This is a genomic window from Pseudomonas sp. V88_4 (genome assembly GCF_029967985.1).
In the GTDB taxonomy this organism is placed as follows: Bacteria; Pseudomonadota; Gammaproteobacteria; order Pseudomonadales; family Pseudomonadaceae; genus Aquipseudomonas; species Aquipseudomonas glycinae.
In genome coordinates, this window is sequence record NZ_JASCAF010000044.1 from 438,741 (window position 1) to 455,644 (window position 16,904).

Consider the following 16,904-nt stretch of genomic DNA (forward strand, 5'->3'; position numbering starts at 1 on the left):
ATATAGCTGAAAGGTATCAAAAAGAATTAATAAATTCTTTTTGGGTTTATCAGGAAGTCTTTACCCTGCAGGGACCAAATAACTGCGATTAGACCTTGGTCGTAGGCATACAAGGTTGCGATTGACTTGTCGGTCACGGTCTGGCGCTAATCGCGCATCTTAGGATCCAGGGGCATCAGACCCCGGACCAGGAACACAAGAATTAGAAACGAGAGGAGCGATACATGAACAAGTCCACCTTGGCCCTGGCCGTGGCCGTAGGGGTTATTGCGCAGCAGGCAGGCGCAGCCGGTTTCATCGAAGACAGCAAGGCCACTCTGGGTCTGCGTAACTTCTACATCAACACTGACAACCGTGACAGCGCTGCCAAAACCGCTTCCGGCGTGCAGAACAAAAACGAAGAATGGGGCCAAGGCTTCGATCTGCGCTTCATCTCCGGTTACACCCAAGGCACTGTAGGCTTCGGTATCGACGCCATCGGCCTGCTGGGCGTGCGTCTGGATTCGGGCGGCGGCACCAACGGCGCCACGGCTACCTCTTACGGCGGCACTGTGTTCCCGAGCAAGTCCAACGGCGAAGCGGTGGATAACTTCTCCAGCCTGGGCCTGACTGCCAAAGCCAAGATCTCCCAGACCGAACTGAAGCTGGGTACCCTGCAGCCGAAGAACCCGGTCATCGTGACCAACGACGGTCGTCTGCTGCCTCAAACCTGGCAGGGCGGTCAGATCACTTCCGGCGAGATCAAGGACCTGACTCTGGTCGCTGGTCAAATCGAAGCGGTGAAAGGTCGTAACTCCAGCAACAACGAGAACCTGTCCATTGGCGGTGCGAACGCTCGCGTAGCCAACAGCAACAAGTTCTACTACGCCGGTGGTGACTACAAGATCACCAAGGACCTGACTGCCCAGTACTACTACGGCAACCTGGAAGACTTCTACAAGCAACACTTCCTGGGTCTGGTTCACAACTGGGCAATCGGCCCTGGCGTGCTGAAGTCTGACTTCCGTTACTTCCACAGCAGCGACGATGGCGCCAACAACAACACCGCAGCCTACTTCGGCAACGGTAACTATGTCGGCAACGTCAGCGGCAAAGGCCCGATCGACAACAACCTGTACAGCGGCCTGTTCCTTTACACCGTTGAAGGTCACACCTTCGGTGGTGGCTACCAGGTGTCCAACGGCAGCTCCGACTTCCCTTGGCTGAACCAGGGCGACGGCTCGTCGAACTACACCATCACCGACATGCAGATCCAGAAGTTCGGTCGTGCCGGCGAGAAAACCTGGCAAGCCCGCTACTCGTATGACTTCGCCAAAGTCGGCCTGCCAGGCCTGACCGCCGGCATGGTCTACCTGCGCGGCAGCGACATCGACACCGTGGGTTCCAACCGTCGTGAGAACGGCAATGGCAACTCCGAGTGGGAACGCGACTTCACCATCGGTTACGTGATTCCTGAGGGCCCGGCGAAAAACCTGGGTTTCATGTGGAAAAACGCTACCTGGCGCAACGACATTCCAGGTCAGCGTGACCAGGACGAAAACCGCCTGATCGTCAGCTACTCGATCCCGCTGCTGTAATAGCGCGATCCTGCACTGATGCAAAAAAAGCCCCGTCCGGCATCGCGCCGGACGGGGCTTTTGCGTTTTCGGGTCCGGCTCACCCCCGTAAGCCTTTCCCGATGTTCCCCTCTTTACAGCAACTCAAGGCCTTCTCGAACCTTGAGGGCGATGTTCGTCGCGATGCTGCGGGGCGTCCAGTGAACAGATGTTTAATATTCAATAAAGATATAAATATCTAGTTATTTATTCTTTTTCAGAAGAACGAATCACGAGCTACAGTTGAGGTCTCCAACCCCTTATCAGGAGCCGCACCATGAGCCTCAGACTTGGCGATATCGCCCCCGATTTCGAACAGGATTCCAGCGCCGGCAAGATTCGTTTTCACGAATGGCTGGGCGATAGCTGGGGCGTGCTGTTTTCCCACCCGGCGGATTTCACCCCGGTGTGCACCACCGAGCTGGGTTTCACCGCCAAGCTCAAGGACGAGTTCACCAAGCGCGGCGTGAAAGCCATTGCCCTGTCGGTCGACCCGGTGGACTCGCACCACAAGTGGATCGAGGACATCAACGAAACCCAGAACACCATCGTCAACTTCCCGATCCTGGCCGATGCCGATCGCAAGGTGTCCGATCTGTACGATCTGATCCACCCGAACGCCAACGACACTCTGACCGTGCGTTCGCTGTTCGTGATCGATCCGAACAAGAAGATCCGCCTGACCATCACCTACCCGGCGAGCACCGGGCGCAACTTCCACGAGATTTTGCGGGTGATCGATTCGCTGCAGCTCACCGACAACTACAAGGTGGCAACCCCGGCCAACTGGCAGGACGGCGAAGAAGTGGTGATCGTGCCGTCACTCAAGGACGAAGATGAAATCAAGCAGCGCTTTCCGAAGGGCTACCGCGCGGTGAAGCCGTACCTGCGCCTCACACCACAGCCGAACAAATAACCTGCCTTGGATCGTTCCCAGGCTCTGCGTGGGGGCAATCAGCAAAAACCACGATGCAGGGTTTCAGGCCGTTTTCACGGCCTGTTTTTTTGCACGGAAGAAAGTGAAATGCATATCTCCATAAAGAATAACCAAATGAATAAATATGATTTATGGATATATGAATCAGCTGGTAAGGTCACTGACATCGAAGCGAGATCGCAACCCGCGAATCGCCTGTAACGCGCAAGGAATCGTCTGAATGCTGGTCGTCTCACTCGGTGGCAGTCCCAGTCAACGTTCCCGCTCCGGGTTGTTGCTGGAGCGCTCGCAACGCTGGTTGCAGCAGCAAGGGGTGGAAGTGGTGAGTTATCAGGTGAGGGACTTCCCGGCCGAAGACCTGCTCCACGCCCGCTTCGACAGCCCGAAGGTGCTCGACCTGCTGCAACAGATTGAAAACGCCGATGGCCTGCTGATCGCCACGCCGGTGTACAAGGCGTCGTTCTCCGGCGCCCTGAAGACCGTGCTGGATCTGCTGCCCGAGCGTGCGCTGAATCACAAGATTGTTCTGCCGATGGCCACCGGCGGCAGCATCGCTCACATGCTGGTGGTCGATTACGCCCTCAAGCCTGTGCTGTCGGCGTTGAAGGCCCAGGAAATGCTGCAAGGAATTTTTGCCGAGGACAGCCAGATCGCCTACGGCGAAGGCAGTGCCCAGGCGCAGTTGGCGCCGGCGCTGGAGCAGCGCTTGCATGAAGCGCTGGACCAGTTTGTCAGCGCCATGGCCCGCCGGCCGAAGCCGCTGGAGCCGGGGCTGCTGAACGAACGTTTGTTGAGTGCTCGCTGGAGCATTTGAACCCCATCGAAACTTGAAGTACTCACCTTACTCAGCCGCCAACGGCCAAGCAGGTGCAGCCAAAACCCAACAGCAAAAAGGAGAGCGCTATGCGCACTGTATTTTTGCGTCGTGGTCTGGTCGCTCTGTTTGCTGCGGCTGTGTCCTTCGGCGCCATCACCCAAGCTCAAGCCGAGACATTGCGGATCGGTTATCAGAAGTACGGCACGCTGGTGCTGCTCAAAGCCAAGGGCACGCTGGAAAAACGTCTGGCCGCCCAAGGCGTCGACGTTCAATGGACTGAGTTCCCCGGCGGCCCGCAACTGCTGGAAGGCCTGAATGTCGGTTCGATCGACTTCGGTGTCACTGGCGAAACCCCGCCGGTCTTCGCCCAGGCGGCCGGTGCCGATCTGCTCTACGTGGCCTACGAGCCACCCGCGCCGAACAGCGAAGCGATCCTCGTGCCGAAAGACTCGCCGATCAAATCGGTGGCGGATCTCAAGGGCAAGAAAGTCGCCCTGAACAAAGGTTCCAACGTCCACTACCTGCTGGTGCGTGCGCTGGAAGACGCCGGCCTCAAGTACACCGACATTCAAACCGTATTCCTGCCGCCGGCCGATGCCCGCGCCGCGTTCGAGCGCGGCAGCGTCGACGCCTGGGTCATCTGGGACCCGTACCAGGCGGCCGCCGAGAAACAGCTGCAAGCGCACACCCTGCGTGACGGCAAAGGCATCGTCGACAACCACCAGTTCTACCTGGCGACCAAACCTTACGCACAGAAAAATCCCGAGGTGATCAAGACCCTCGTGGAAGAAGTGCGCGCTGTCGGTGAATGGTCCAAGGCCAATCCGGAAGACGTGACTCAACAGGTATCGCCGCTGCTCGGCCTGCCCGCAGACATCACCCTGACCTCGGTGAAACGCCAGGGCTACGGCGCGCTGTTCCTGACCCCGGAAGTGGTCGCCGCGCAACAGAAAATCGCCGACACCTTCTACCAGCTCAAGTTGATTCCCAAGCCGCTGAGCATCAAGGACGTGATCTGGACCCCACCGGCCGCTGTGGCCCAAAGCTCGGTCACCCAAGCCCAGTAAATCGAATCCCCAAGGAGACCACTCCATGAGCCTCAACATCTTCTGGTTCCTGCCTACCCACGGCGACGGCCATTACCTTGGCACCGCCGAAGGCGCCCGCGCCGTCGACCACGGCTATCTGCAACAGGTCGCGCAAGCGGCGGATCGACTGGGTTTCGGCGGCGTGCTGATTCCCACCGGCCGTTCCTGCGAGGACTCGTGGCTAGTGGCGGCCTCGCTGATCCCGGTGACCCAGCGTCTGAAGTTCCTCGTCGCCCTGCGCCCCGGGATCATTTCCCCGACGGTGGCAGCGCGTCAGGCAGCAACGCTGGATCGGTTGTCCGGCGGTCGTGCGCTGTTCAACCTGGTGACCGGTGGCGATCCGGAAGAGTTGGCCGGCGACGGTCTGTTCCTCGATCACGAAGCGCGCTATCAGGCCTCGGTGGAATTCACCCGGATCTGGCGCCGCGTGCTGGAAGGTGAAACCGTGGATTACGACGGCGAGCACATCAGCGTGAAGGGCGCCAAATTGCTCTATCCGCCAATCCAGCAACCGCGTCCGCCGCTGTACTTCGGTGGCTCGTCAGAAGCGGCGCAGGATTTGGCCGCCGAACAAGTGGAAATGGTCCTGACCTGGGGCGAGCCGCCCGCAGCCGTGGCCGAGAAGATCGAACAGGTGCGCGCCAAGGCCGCCAAGCTCGGCCGCACCGTGCGCTTCGGCATTCGCCTGCATGTGATCGTGCGGGAAACCAACGCTGAAGCCTGGCAAGCGGCAGATCGCCTGATCTCGCATCTGGACGACGACACCATCAAACGTGCCCAGGCTTCGCTGGCGCGGTTCGATTCGGTCGGACAGCAACGCATGGCCGCGCTGCACGGTGGCAGCCGCGACAACCTCGAAGTCAGCCCGAACCTGTGGGCCGGCGTCGGTCTGGTGCGCGGCGGTGCCGGGACGGCGCTGGTCGGCGACGGCCCGACCGTGGCGGCGCGGGTGAAGGAGTACGCGGATCTGGGCATCGATACCTTCATCTTCTCCGGTTATCCACACCTCGAAGAATCGTATCGGGTGGCCGAGTTGCTGTTCCCGCACCTCGACGTCGAGCGTCCGGAGCTGCCGAAAAGCGCTGGTTACGTCAGCCCGTTCGGCGAGATGGTGGCCAACGACATTCTTCCCAAAGCTGCGTCCCAGAGCTGAGGCGCCGCCATGAAGAAATTTATCCACAGCCTCGCGCCCTGGGCGTTGCCGGTGTTGTTGCTGGCGGTGTGGCAGTTGTCGGTGTCGGCCGGTTGGCTGTCGACACGGATTCTGCCGGCGCCGGTGGCGGTGATCGAAGCCGGCGTGAGCCTGGTGCGCAGCGGCGAAATCTGGACGCACCTGGCAATCAGCGGCTGGCGCGCCGCGCTGGGCTTCACCATTGGTGGCAGCATCGGCCTGGTGCTGGGCTTCATCACCGGTCTGTCGAAGTGGGGCGAACGCCTGCTCGACAGCTCGGTGCAGATGATCCGCAACGTGCCGCACCTGGCGCTGATTCCGCTGGTGATCCTGTGGTTCGGCATCGACGAGTCGGCGAAGATTTTCCTGGTGGCGTTGGGCACGTTGTTCCCGATTTACCTCAACACCTATCACGGCATCCGCAATGTCGACCCGGCGCTGGTGGAAATGGCGCGCAGTTACGGCCTGTCCGGTTTCAGCCTGTTCTGGCAGGTGATTCTGCCGGGTGCGCTGCCCTCGATTCTGGTCGGCGTGCGCTTCGCCCTGGGCTTCATGTGGCTGACGCTGATCGTGGCAGAAACCATTTCTGCCAGCTCCGGCATCGGTTATCTGGCGATGAACGCCCGGGAGTTTTTGCAGACCGACGTGGTGGTGCTGGCGATTCTGCTGTACGCGGTGCTCGGCAAACTGGCCGACCTCGCGGCCCGTGGCCTTGAACGGGTTTGGTTGCGCTGGCATCCGGCGTATCAAGTGGCGAAAGGAGGTGCGGCATGACCGTTCAACAACCTCCACGCCTGCTGCGCGGGATTCCGCTGGTGGTGCGCAACCTGCAAAAGACCTTCGGCACGCGACAAGTGCTGCGGGACATCGATCTGCACATTCCGGCGGGGCAATTCGTCGCCGTGGTCGGGCGTAGCGGATGTGGCAAGAGCACATTCCTGCGCTTGCTCGCAGGCCTTGATCAACCTGGTGGCGGCGATTTGCTTGCCGGAGCTGCACCGCTCAGCGATGCGCGGGATGACACCCGGTTGATGTTCCAGGAAGCACGGCTGCTGCCTTGGAAAAAGATCATCGACAACGTCGGTCTCGGCCTCAAGGGCAACTGGCGTGCGCAAGCCTTGCAGGCGCTGGATGCAGTCGGCCTCGCCGATCGCGCCAACGAATGGCCGGCGGCACTGTCCGGCGGGCAGAAGCAGCGCGTGGCGCTGGCCCGGGCGCTGATTCATCAACCGCGTCTGTTGCTGCTGGACGAGCCATTGGGCGCACTGGATGCGCTGACCCGGATCGAGATGCAGCAACTGATCGAACGTCTCTGGCAACAGCATGGTTTCACCGTGTTGCTGGTGACCCACGACGTCAGCGAAGCGGTGGCGATTGCCGACCGGGTGATTCTGATCGAGGACGGCGAAGTCGGCCTTGACCTGCAAGTGGACCTGCCGCGCCCTCGGGTGCGTGGCTCCCATCGCCTGGCCGCGCTGGAAACCGAAGTGCTCAACCGTGTGTTGTCCCTGCCCGGCGAACCGCCGGCGCCGGAACCCGTTTCACCCTTGCCTACGCAACTGCGTTGGGCGCAATGAAGCAGCTGCGAGCAGCAAGCTACGAGCTGCAAGTAGAAGCTCAGTGCTTTTGCTTGCAGCTTGAAGCTCGCAACTTGCGGCTTATTTCGACCTCAGGAGAAATATCATGACTATCAAAGCCATCAACGTACGCAACCAGTTCAAAGGCGCGATCAAGGAGATCGTTCTCGGCGACGTGCTGTCGGAAATCGACGTGCAGACCGCTTCCGGCATCGTCACGTCGGTGATCACCACCCGTTCGGTCAAGGAGCTGGAACTGGAGGTCGGCAGCGAGGTGATCGCCTTCGTGAAATCCACCGAGGTGTCCATCGCCAAGTTGTAAGCCTGTGAGTAAAAAACAACCCCGAAGGGTGTGAGCCCTTCAGGGTTTTTCTTTATTGGCACGATCTGAAGTGCGTGGTGCTGCCATCGCTGGCAAGCCAGCTCCCACAATGCTCCTTGGTGGATTCAGGTTCGGCGAGCAACCGATAAACCTGTGGGAGCTGGCTTGCCAGCGATGAGGCCGGTGAGTGCGCTAGAGGATTCTTTTCGGCAGGTACGGCGGCAGATACAGCCCGATATAGGCATCAAACACCCGCATGCCTTCCTCGGCCATGCGCGGGGTGATCTGGCCGTGCTGCTGCACCGAGCGAGCGTAGACGCGGTCGCCCAGCTCCATGGCCAGCGCGAACACATCGACGTCATCCGGCAGGCGCGGCAGTTCGAAGTGATGGTCGAACAGCTTGTGCATCAGGTCGCCGAGTTCGAGGTCGTGCTGGCGGTCGGCCTGGGTGACTTCGGTGAGGCCGTGCTGCGCGAGGATCAGCTGGCGGGCGGCGGCATCCTCGCCGTAGATCTCCAGCATCCGCTCCTCGACCAGCCGCGACAGGTCGCGCCAGTCCCGCAGGGCATCGTGATCGATGGGTGCTTGCAGGCAGGCGCGGAAGGCCGCGTGTACATCGGCGGTCAGCGCTTCGAGCAGCGCCGGGACGCTGGCGAAGAAGTGGTAGACCGAGGAGGGCGGAATCTGCGCGCGCTCGGCCACGCTGTAGATCGACAGGCTCGCCACGCCCTCGGCGGCCAGCAGCGTGCGTGCGGCGTCGAGTATCGAATCGATCCGCGCCTGACTGCGGGCACGGGGTTTGCGTGGAGGGGCGAGTCGGGTCATGGAAGTCTCCTGCGAGGGCAGCGGGCATTGTACGAGGCGTCTGATGCCTTGTCTGTACAAGGCCTGCTGCCCGGAATGCCCGCTCCTACGGTTTAGCTGCCGACGTGCACACTCCGGCCATTGAGTGGCTGAACCGGACGTGCATTCATCGGGTACAAGGCCTGGAAAGCCCGGAGTTGTGCCGACGAGAGCTGCACCACGCTGGAAAGCACCTGCCAGCGCACGCCTTCTGCACATGGAGGTGTCGTCAGAGATCCCATGTAGGCGTAGTAGTGATGCGATGCGGGCAGAAATGCTGCAATGTCGATTGATTCCAGGTTCACGACATCACCTGCGACCGTGGGCATGGCCGCCAGGATCACTTCCAGTGCCGGATTGTGTGCGCCCTCTTCAAACAACAGCGCAACCACCGCGAGTTCACCTGCTGCGTTGCGGTGAACCAGATGCGCGTCCATTGGATAGGTGCGGCCCTGAATGGATTCTTCACTTGGCGTGTGGAAGTGCATTTGCACAAAGCTGTAGTTGCCGGAGGCCAGCGTCAGACTGCCTGAATCCGTCGGTGAAAGCTGGATTGTGTGGCCATTGTTCAGGACTGTCGCGGCGCTTGGCTGATAGGCGAAGACCAGTGGTGCAAGCGCTGTTACGGTCGCGTCGTTGATATCAATAGGCGACTGCACTTTGCCGGACGAACAAAGCGCGTACTCCCCATGCAAATCGCCCCAGTTTTCAGGACCGCTGGGAGCCGTGTAACTCCAGGCGGGGAGATGTCCCGGGCTCGCCCAGGTCGTGGTGTACACGCCGGCGATGGTCAAAGTGAGCGTCGCGCCCAACAGTTGTTTTTTCAGGGTCATTGTTCTCAGTACTCAGGAAAGTTAGCCGGCCAAGTTGCGGCGTTTCCGAGTGTGAGAGTGCGGTCAGGGCCAATATGTAGGTCGTATCGGAGCAGTCCGTAGGACTGGTCCTTGTTTGTTGCGCCAATATTCAACGGAAAATGCCAGGCAAAAAAAACCGCAGGCTAAATAGCCTGCGGCGTTTTTTGTTACTGCAACCGTTTAAACGGTGTGCAGGTACCAGTTGTACTCAAGGTCGGAGATGGAATGTTCAAACTCTTCCAGCTCGCTTTCCTTACAGGCAACGAAGATATCGATGTATTTCGGATCGATGTACTTGGCCATCACCTCGCTGTCGTCCAGCTCGCGCAGGGCATCGCGCAAGTTGTTCGGCAGGCTCTGCTCGTTCTGCTCGTAGCTGTTGCCTTCGGTCGGAGGCGGCGGCTCGATCTTGTTGGTCAGGCCGTGGTGCACGCCCGCCAGCACCGAAGCCATCAGCAGGTACGGGTTGGCGTCGGCGCCGGCAACACGGTGTTCCAGACGGACCGCGTCGGCGGAGCCGGTCGGTACGCGCAGGGCCACGGTGCGGTTGTCCAGGCCCCAGCTCGGCGAGTTCGGCACGTAGAACTGTGCACCGAAACGACGGTAGGAGTTGACGTTCGGGCAGAGGAAAGCCATCTGCGCGGGCAGGGTCTCGAGCACACCGCCGATCGCGTGACGCAGCGCGGCGTTCTGCTCGGGATCCTCGCTGGCAAAAATGTTTTTGCCTTCTTTGTCGAGCACCGAAATGTGGACGTGCAGACCGTTGCCTGCCTGGCCCGGATACGGCTTGGCCATGAAGGTGGTGTCCATTTCATGGTCGTAGGCGATGTTCTTGATCAGACGCTTGAGCAGGACCGCGTAGTCGCATGCCTTGATCGGGTCGGCGACGTGGTGCAGGTTCACTTCGAATTGCGCCGGGGCACTTTCCTTGACGATGGCGTCGGCCGGAATGCCTTGTTCTTTGGCGCCTTCCAGAATGTCCTGGAGGCAGTCGACGTATTCGTCGAGGTCGTCGATCAGGTAAACCTGGGTCGAATGCGGGCGTTTGCCGGAGATCGGCGAGCGTGGCGGCTGAGGGCGGCCGTTCACGTTCTCCTGGTCGATCAGGTAGAACTCGAGTTCGAACGCGGCGCAGATGGTCAAGCCAAGCTCGTCAAACTTTGCAACAACTTGACGGAGCACTTCGCGCGGGTCGGCGAAGAAAGGGTCACCTTCGAGTTCGTGCATGGTCATCAACAGTTGCGCGGTCGGGCGCTTCTGCCATGGCTCGTTGCACAGGGTATCGGGGATTGGATAGCAGATACGGTCGGCATCGCCGATGTCCAGGCCCAGGCCGGTGCTTTCCACCGTCGAACCATTGATATCCAGAGCAAATAGAGAGGCCGGCAGGTTGATGCCTTTCTCGTAAACCTTGTGGAGGCTGGTGCGTTCGATGCGCTTGCCGCGCACCACACCATTCATATCCGCAATCAGAAGGTCAACGTACAGAACCTCAGGATGTTCCTTAAGGAACGCGTTCGCTTCGTTAAGCTGAACGGCACGCGGGGGTACCGACATGATGCAACACCTTTGTTGTTAAAAATATCAATCATTGATCTTTTCTGGTTTCAGTCAACCCGAACGGCCTGCCGAAGTCAAGCGAGGCCTTTTGTGCCCTGAAAAAGCGCCGCGAGGGCATTTATGGGGCACTTTGGGGCGTTTTTTTATCCGTGGAGGACGCGCCACCCGCAGGCTTGAGCAGGCCGTGTTGTATTTTTTACGGGGGTGTTGTGTAAAAAAATGAACAAGGCTAAGCTCCGACCAAACCCATAACAGCAATAATACCGGGGTGCTTCATGTCTCGCCTGCCGTTAATCGGCGTCACCGACTGCTCTTTGCAGTCCGGTCTGCATGCTTCTCACATCAGTGGCGACACGTCCGTCCGCAGCGTGGCCAGCAAGGCCTGCAACGTTTCTGCGATATCCCGATCCATGGCAGATCGAGCGGCAGCGTCCGATATTCTGGACGTGTGCGAAGGCACCCTCTTCAGCGGTACTCCTTTCAATATAGATCTCTTTCCCGCTCCCGGTCTGCATCGCGCCCGTCGCCGTGCCCGTGATTCTGCACACCCGGGATGTGCACAGGAAATGCAACGCCAGCGTAAAGGGCAGGTAAGCTCCTCCTTCATTGTCTATGCGCGGTGCCGGGCGTAAGCCGGCACTGCGCGCAAGCAAGGCCCTTTAACGCGACGCCAGGTGCGTCAAACATTGCCTGACATCTGTCAGGAGACTCAGCCCAGAGGCATATATGAGTAACAACCTCGACCAGCTCACCGATTGGTTGAAAGACCACAAGATCACAGAAGTCGAATGCATGATCGGCGACTTGACCGGCATCACCCGGGGCAAGATCTCGCCGACCAACAAATTCATCGCCGAAAAAGGCATGCGCCTGCCAGAGAGCGTTCTGTTGCAGACCGTGACCGGCGACTACGTCGAAGACGACATCTATTACGAACTGCTGGACCCGGCCGACATCGACATGATCTGCCGCCCCGACCAGAACGCCGTGTACCTGGTGCCCTGGGCCATCGAGCCGACCGCCCAGGTAATCCACGACACCTACGACAAGCAAGGCAACCCGATCGAACTGTCGCCGCGCAACGTCCTCAAGAAAGTCCTGAAACTCTATGCCGACAAGGGCTGGCAGCCAATCGTGGCGCCGGAAATGGAGTTCTACCTGACCAAGCGCAGCGACGACCCGGACTATCCGTTGCAGCCGCCGGTCGGTCGTTCCGGGCGCCCGGAAATCGGTCGCCAATCGTTCTCCATCGAAGCGGCGAACGAATTCGATCCGCTGTTCGAAGACGTCTACGACTGGTGCGAATTGCAGGAGCTGGACCTCGACACGCTGATCCACGAGGACGGCACGGCGCAGATGGAAATCAACTTCCGTCACGGCGATGCCCTGTCGCTGGCCGACCAGATCCTGGTGTTCAAGCGCACCATGCGCGAGGCCGCGCTCAAGCACAACGTGGCTGCGACTTTCATGGCCAAGCCGATGACCGGCGAGCCGGGCAGTGCGATGCACCTGCACCAGAGCATCATCGACATCGAGACCGGCAAGAACGTGTTCTCCAACGAAGACGGGACCATGAGCCAGCTTTTCCTGCACCACATCGGTGGCCTGCAGAAACTGATCCCGGAATTGCTGCCGCTGTTCGCCCCGAACGTCAACTCGTTCCGCCGCTTCCTGCCGGACACCTCGGCACCGGTGAACGTGGAGTGGGGCGAAGAAAACCGCACCGTGGGCCTGCGCGTCCCGGATGCCGGCCCGCAGAATCGCCGGGTGGAAAACCGCCTGCCGGGCGCCGACGCCAACCCGTACCTGGCGATTGCCGCGAGCCTGCTCTGCGGCTACATCGGCATGGTCGAGGGGATCAACCCGAGCGCGCCAGTGGTGGGCCGTGGTTACGAGCGCCGCAACCTGCGTCTGCCGCTGACCATCGAAGACGCGCTGGAGCGTATGGAAAACAGCGCAACCATCGAGAAATACCTGGGCAAGACCTTCATCACCGGCTACGTCGCGGTCAAGCGGGCCGAGCATGAAAACTTCAAGCGCGTGATCAGTTCCTGGGAGCGTGAGTACCTGCTCTTCGCCGTCTGATACGCCGGGCGCGGTGGCCAGCCGCCGCGCCTTCACCGATAACAAGGAGAATTGGCATGACCAGCAACAACCCGCAAACCCGTGAGTGGCAAGCCCTCAGCAGCGAGCACCACCTGGCTCCGTTCAGCGACTTCAAGCAACTGAAAGAAAAGGGTCCACGGATCATCACCAACGCCAAGGGCGTGTACCTGTGGGACAGCGAGGGCAACAAGATCCTCGATGGCATGGCGGGTCTGTGGTGTGTGGCGATCGGTTACGGGCGCGATGAGCTGGCCGATGCGGCCGCCAGGCAAATGCGCGAACTGCCTTACTACAACCTGTTCTTCCAGACCGCCCACCCACCGGCGCTGGAGCTGGCCAAGGCCATCGCCGACGTGGCGCCAGAAGGCATGAACCACGTGTTCTTCACTGGTTCCGGCTCCGAAGGCAACGACACCATGCTGCGCATGGTTCGCCACTACTGGGCGATCAAGGGGCAGCCGAACAAGAAAGTCATCATCAGCCGCAAGAACGGCTACCACGGCTCTACCGTGGCCGGCGCCAGCCTGGGCGGCATGACCTACATGCACGAACAGGGCGATCTGCCGATTCCGGGTATCGTCCACATCGCTCAGCCGTACTGGTTCGCCGAAGGCGGCGACATGACCCCGGAAGAGTTCGGGATCTGGGCGGCCAATCAGCTGGAAGAGAAGATTCTGGAAGTCGGCGTGGACAACGTCGGTGCCTTTATCGCCGAGCCGATCCAGGGCGCTGGCGGCGTGATCATTCCGCCGGACACCTACTGGCCGCGCATCAAGGAAATCCTCGCCAAGTACGACATTCTGTTCGTGGCCGATGAAGTGATCTGCGGTTTCGGCCGTACCGGCCAATGGTTCGGCAGCGATTTCTATGATCTCAAGCCGCACATGATGACCATCGCCAAAGGCCTGACGTCCGGTTACATCCCGATGGGTGGCCTGATCGTGCGCGACGAAGTGGTGGCGGTACTCAATGAGGGCGGCGATTTCAACCACGGCTTCACCTACTCCGGTCACCCGGTAGCGGCAGCGGTGGGTCTGGAAAACATCCGGATTCTGCGCGAAGAGAAAATCATCGAACGCGCCCATGAAGAAACGGCACCGTATTTGCAGAAACGTCTGCGCGAACTGAACGATCACCCGTTGGTGGGTGAAGTGCGCGGGGTCGGTCTGCTGGGGGCCATCGAGCTGGTGCAGGACAAGGCCACTCGCAAGCGTTACGAAGGCAAGGGTGTGGGCATGATCTGCCGCCAGTTCTGCTTCGACAACGGGCTGATCATGCGTGCCGTGGGCGACACCATGATCATCGCGCCGCCGCTGGTGATCAGTAAGGCGGAGATCGACGAGCTGGTGACAAAGGCACGCAAGTGCCTGGATCTGACCCTCAGTGCGTTGCAGGGCTAAGTGCTAGGCTCAGAGCGATGGAGCTGTTGCGCTGTCACTCTGAGCTGTCAGAAAGGCTGGTCTTTTCTTGAAAGACCGCCTCGGATCTTGCCAGACTAGCCGCGGTTCCAGTTGTCCGGGTTCGGCCGCTGAACAAAGTGGTTCAAAAAAGAAAAATTTGGAGCATTAACGCATGAAGGCATTAGGCAAAAAGCTCGCTGGCAAGACTCTGCTCGCCATGTCCCTGATGGGCGTGATGGCGGGTGCGGTTCAGGCGGATGACAAGGTGTTGCACGTTTACAACTGGTCCGACTACATCGCGCCGGACACGGTTGCCAATTTCGAAAAAGAGACGGGCATCAAGGTCGTCTATGACGTTTTCGACAGCAACGAAACCCTGGAAGCCAAGCTGCTGGCCGGCAAATCCGGTTACGACATCGTGGTGCCTTCCAACAACTTCCTGGCCAAGCAGATCAAGGCCGGCGTTTATCAGGAACTGGACAAGTCCAAGCTGACGAACTGGAAGAACCTCGACGAAGACCTGCTCAAGGCCGTTGGCGACGCCAGCGACCCGGGCAACAAACATGCGTTCCCGTACATGTGGGGTTCGATCGGCATCGGCTACAACCCGGCCAAGGTCAAGGCTGCACTGGGCATCGACAAGATCGATTCCTGGGACATCGTGTTCAAGCCTGAGAACATCGAGAAGCTGAAAAGCTGCGGCGTGAGCTTCCTCGACGCGCCGACCGAAATGATCCCCGCGGCTCTGCACTATCTGGGCAAGCCGACCAACAGCAAGGACAAGGCTGACCTGAAAGCCGCCGAAGACCTGTTCCTGAAGATCCGTCCTTCGGTGGCTTACTTCCACTCCTCGAAGTACATCTCGGACCTGGCCAACGGCAACATCTGCGTAGCGGTCGGCTACTCGGGTGACCTGGAACAATCCAAGACCCGCGCCAAGGAAGCCGGTGACAAGGTCAAACTGGCCTACACCATTCCGAAAGAAGGTGCCGGTACTTTCTACGACATGGTCGCCATTCCCAAGGATGCCGAAAACGTCGAAGCCGCCTACAAGTTCATGAACTACCTGCTCGAGCCGAAAGTGATGGCCGAAATCACCAACGCCGTGCGTTTCCCGAACGGCAACAAGGCGGCCACCGCCCTGGTGGACAAGGAAATCACCAGCGATCCGAGCATCTACCCTTCGGCTGAAGTGAAGAAGCAGCTCTACGCGATCAGCGATCTGGACGCGGCCACCCTGCGCCTGATCACTCGCAGCTGGACCAAGATCAAATCCGGTAAATAAGCCGGTTTGAACCAGTCACCGCTGGCCGTCGCCCGAGTGAAGGCGGCCAGCGGTGCAATTAAATGACAGAAAGTTTTGCTGGAACGGTTTTTCGAAGGTAAGTTGCGCGCCGGTTTTGTTGCCGGGCAACCGTGACTGTCACGCAGCACGGGGCAACTTGGGCCCAACTAAATCAGAGGACCTCCACTTGCCTATTTTTTCTTCCTTGCGCAATGCCCTGCTGGCCGCTGCCGGCCTGACGTTCGCTGTCGGTGCTCAAGCCGCCGGTACTGTGCATATTTATAACTGGTCGGATTACATCGGCGAGACCACTCTGGCCGATTTCCAGAAAGACACCGGGATCAAGCCGGTCTACGACGTGTTCGATTCCAACGAAACCCTGGAAGGCAAGTTGCTCGCCGGACGTACCGGTTACGACGTGGTCGTGCCGTCGAACCATTTCCTCGGCAAGCAGATCAAGGCGGGCGCGTTCCAGAAGCTCGACAGGGCGCAGCTGCCGAACTATTCCAATCTCGATCCGGTGCTGCTCAAGCGCCTGGAGCAGAATGATCCGGGCAACCTGTACGCCGTGCCGTACCTGTGGGGCACCAACGGCATCGGTTACAACGTCGACAAAGTGAAAGCTGCGCTCGGCGTCGACAAGATCGATTCCTGGAGCGTGCTGTTCGAGCCGGAGAACATCAAGAAACTGCACAGCTGTGGCGTGGCGTTCCTCGATTCGGCCGATGAAATGATGCCGACCGTGCTCAACTACATGGGCCTGAATGCCAACAGCACCAATACCAAGGATTACGAGAAGGCCACGGCCAAACTGTTGGCGGTGCGTCCGTACGTGACCTACTTCCACTCCTCGAAATACATCGGCGATCTGGCCAACGGCGACATCTGTGTGGCCATCGGCTTTTCCGGCGACATCTTCCAGGCCAAACATCGCGCCGAAGAAGCCAAGAAAGGTGTGAACATCGCCTATTCGATTCCGAAAGAGGGTGGCGCGCTGTGGTTCGACATGCTGGCGATTCCGAAGGATTCGGCCAACGTCAAAGAGGCCCACGCCTTCATCAACTATTTGCTGAAACCTGAGGTGATCGCCCAGGTCAGTGATTACGTCGGTTATGCCAACCCCAATCCGGGTTCGGGCAAGCTGATGGAGCAGTCCATCCGCACCGACGAGTCGGTGTATCCACCGCAGGCTGTGCTCGACAAGACCTACGTGTCGACCGAGCTGCCACCGAACATTCAGCGTTTGATGACCCGCAGCTGGACCAAGGTCAAGTCGGGTAAATAGCTTCAACGTACAAACTATCCTGGGTTCGTCTTGCGTGGGCGAACTGCACTCTTTTTTTCTGGGA

General features: G+C 59.7%; 15 protein-coding genes. 12 read left to right on the forward strand and 3 right to left on the reverse strand.

Translation table 11 applies throughout. The features are described 5' to 3' along the window. Nucleotides 1-224 precede the first annotated feature (224 nt). The 8 genes from QLG12_RS23220 (at nucleotide 225) to QLG12_RS23255 (ending at nucleotide 7,507) form a co-directional block, all read left to right on the forward strand. The gene (locus tag QLG12_RS23220) at nucleotides 225-1,577 is read left to right on the forward strand and encodes an OprD family porin (RefSeq protein WP_064379984.1); all 1,353 of its coding nucleotides are present in this window, start codon (nucleotides 225-227) and stop codon (nucleotides 1,575-1,577) included. A gap of 295 nt (nucleotides 1,578-1,872) precedes the next feature. Further along, nucleotides 1,873-2,511 (forward strand): peroxiredoxin, encoded by a 639-nt coding sequence (locus QLG12_RS23225; protein WP_011336455.1) that lies wholly within the window; start codon nucleotides 1,873-1,875, stop codon nucleotides 2,509-2,511. A 241-nt stretch (nucleotides 2,512-2,752) separates the two neighbouring features. Further along, nucleotides 2,753-3,346: an NADPH-dependent FMN reductase gene (ssuE, locus tag QLG12_RS23230; RefSeq protein WP_282475288.1), complete on the forward strand. Its 594-nt coding sequence runs from the start codon at nucleotides 2,753-2,755 to the stop codon at nucleotides 3,344-3,346. Nucleotides 3,347-3,435: 89 nt separating this feature from the next. Next, the gene (locus QLG12_RS23235; RefSeq protein WP_007953529.1) at nucleotides 3,436-4,416 is read left to right on the forward strand and encodes a sulfonate ABC transporter substrate-binding protein; all 981 of its coding nucleotides are present in this window, start codon (nucleotides 3,436-3,438) and stop codon (nucleotides 4,414-4,416) included. A 25-nt stretch (nucleotides 4,417-4,441) separates the two neighbouring features. Continuing rightward, nucleotides 4,442-5,590 carry an FMNH2-dependent alkanesulfonate monooxygenase gene (ssuD, locus tag QLG12_RS23240; RefSeq protein WP_011336452.1) on the forward strand — a complete coding sequence of 383 codons (1,149 nt, stop codon included), beginning with the start codon at nucleotides 4,442-4,444 and terminating at the stop codon, nucleotides 5,588-5,590. A gap of 9 nt (nucleotides 5,591-5,599) precedes the next feature. Further along, nucleotides 5,600-6,382, forward strand: coding sequence for an aliphatic sulfonate ABC transporter permease SsuC (gene ssuC / locus QLG12_RS23245; protein WP_011336451.1), 783 nt, complete (start codon nucleotides 5,600-5,602; stop codon nucleotides 6,380-6,382). Further along, entirely contained in the window at nucleotides 6,379-7,185 is an 807-nt protein-coding gene (gene ssuB, locus QLG12_RS23250) for an aliphatic sulfonates ABC transporter ATP-binding protein (RefSeq protein ID WP_197867155.1), read from the forward strand. The genes ssuC and ssuB overlap by 4 nt, the downstream gene beginning before the upstream one ends. Before the next feature lie 106 nt (nucleotides 7,186-7,291). Beyond that, nucleotides 7,292-7,507 carry a TOBE domain-containing protein gene (locus tag QLG12_RS23255; protein WP_007953520.1) on the forward strand — a complete coding sequence of 72 codons (216 nt, stop codon included), beginning with the start codon at nucleotides 7,292-7,294 and terminating at the stop codon, nucleotides 7,505-7,507. A gap of 192 nt (nucleotides 7,508-7,699) precedes the next feature. Here QLG12_RS23255 and QLG12_RS23260 read toward each other — a convergent pair whose 3' ends face one another. The 3 genes from QLG12_RS23260 to QLG12_RS23270 all read right to left on the reverse strand — a co-directional run bounded on the left by QLG12_RS23260 (nucleotide 7,700) and on the right by QLG12_RS23270 (nucleotide 10,761). Beyond that, nucleotides 7,700-8,332, reverse strand: a complete 633-nt coding sequence (locus QLG12_RS23260) for a TetR/AcrR family transcriptional regulator (protein WP_085653969.1) — start codon at nucleotides 8,330-8,332, stop codon at nucleotides 7,700-7,702. A gap of 92 nt (nucleotides 8,333-8,424) precedes the next feature. Next, nucleotides 8,425-9,183, reverse strand: coding sequence for a carbonic anhydrase family protein (locus tag QLG12_RS23265; protein WP_236192244.1), 759 nt, complete (start codon nucleotides 9,181-9,183; stop codon nucleotides 8,425-8,427). A gap of 201 nt (nucleotides 9,184-9,384) precedes the next feature. Next, the gene (locus QLG12_RS23270) at nucleotides 9,385-10,761 is read right to left on the reverse strand and encodes a glutamine synthetase family protein (RefSeq protein WP_039765386.1); all 1,377 of its coding nucleotides are present in this window, start codon (nucleotides 10,759-10,761) and stop codon (nucleotides 9,385-9,387) included. A 729-nt stretch (nucleotides 10,762-11,490) separates the two neighbouring features. On the opposite strand from QLG12_RS23270, the gene QLG12_RS23275 reads away from it, so the two are divergent. The 4 genes from QLG12_RS23275 to QLG12_RS23290 all read left to right on the forward strand — a co-directional run bounded on the left by QLG12_RS23275 (nucleotide 11,491) and on the right by QLG12_RS23290 (nucleotide 16,840). After that, nucleotides 11,491-12,849 (forward strand): glutamine synthetase family protein, encoded by a 1,359-nt coding sequence (locus QLG12_RS23275; protein WP_007953514.1) that lies wholly within the window; start codon nucleotides 11,491-11,493, stop codon nucleotides 12,847-12,849. Between the two features lie 56 nt (nucleotides 12,850-12,905). Continuing rightward, nucleotides 12,906-14,270 carry an aspartate aminotransferase family protein gene (locus QLG12_RS23280; RefSeq protein WP_282475289.1) on the forward strand — a complete coding sequence of 455 codons (1,365 nt, stop codon included), beginning with the start codon at nucleotides 12,906-12,908 and terminating at the stop codon, nucleotides 14,268-14,270. Nucleotides 14,271-14,442: 172 nt separating this feature from the next. Next, entirely contained in the window at nucleotides 14,443-15,555 is a 1,113-nt protein-coding gene (locus QLG12_RS23285; protein WP_011336446.1) for a polyamine ABC transporter substrate-binding protein, read from the forward strand. A 187-nt stretch (nucleotides 15,556-15,742) separates the two neighbouring features. After that, on the forward strand, nucleotides 15,743-16,840 hold the full coding sequence (locus QLG12_RS23290; protein ID WP_197867157.1) for a polyamine ABC transporter substrate-binding protein: 1,098 nt from the start codon (nucleotides 15,743-15,745) through the stop codon (nucleotides 16,838-16,840). Nucleotides 16,841-16,904 lie beyond the last annotated feature (64 nt).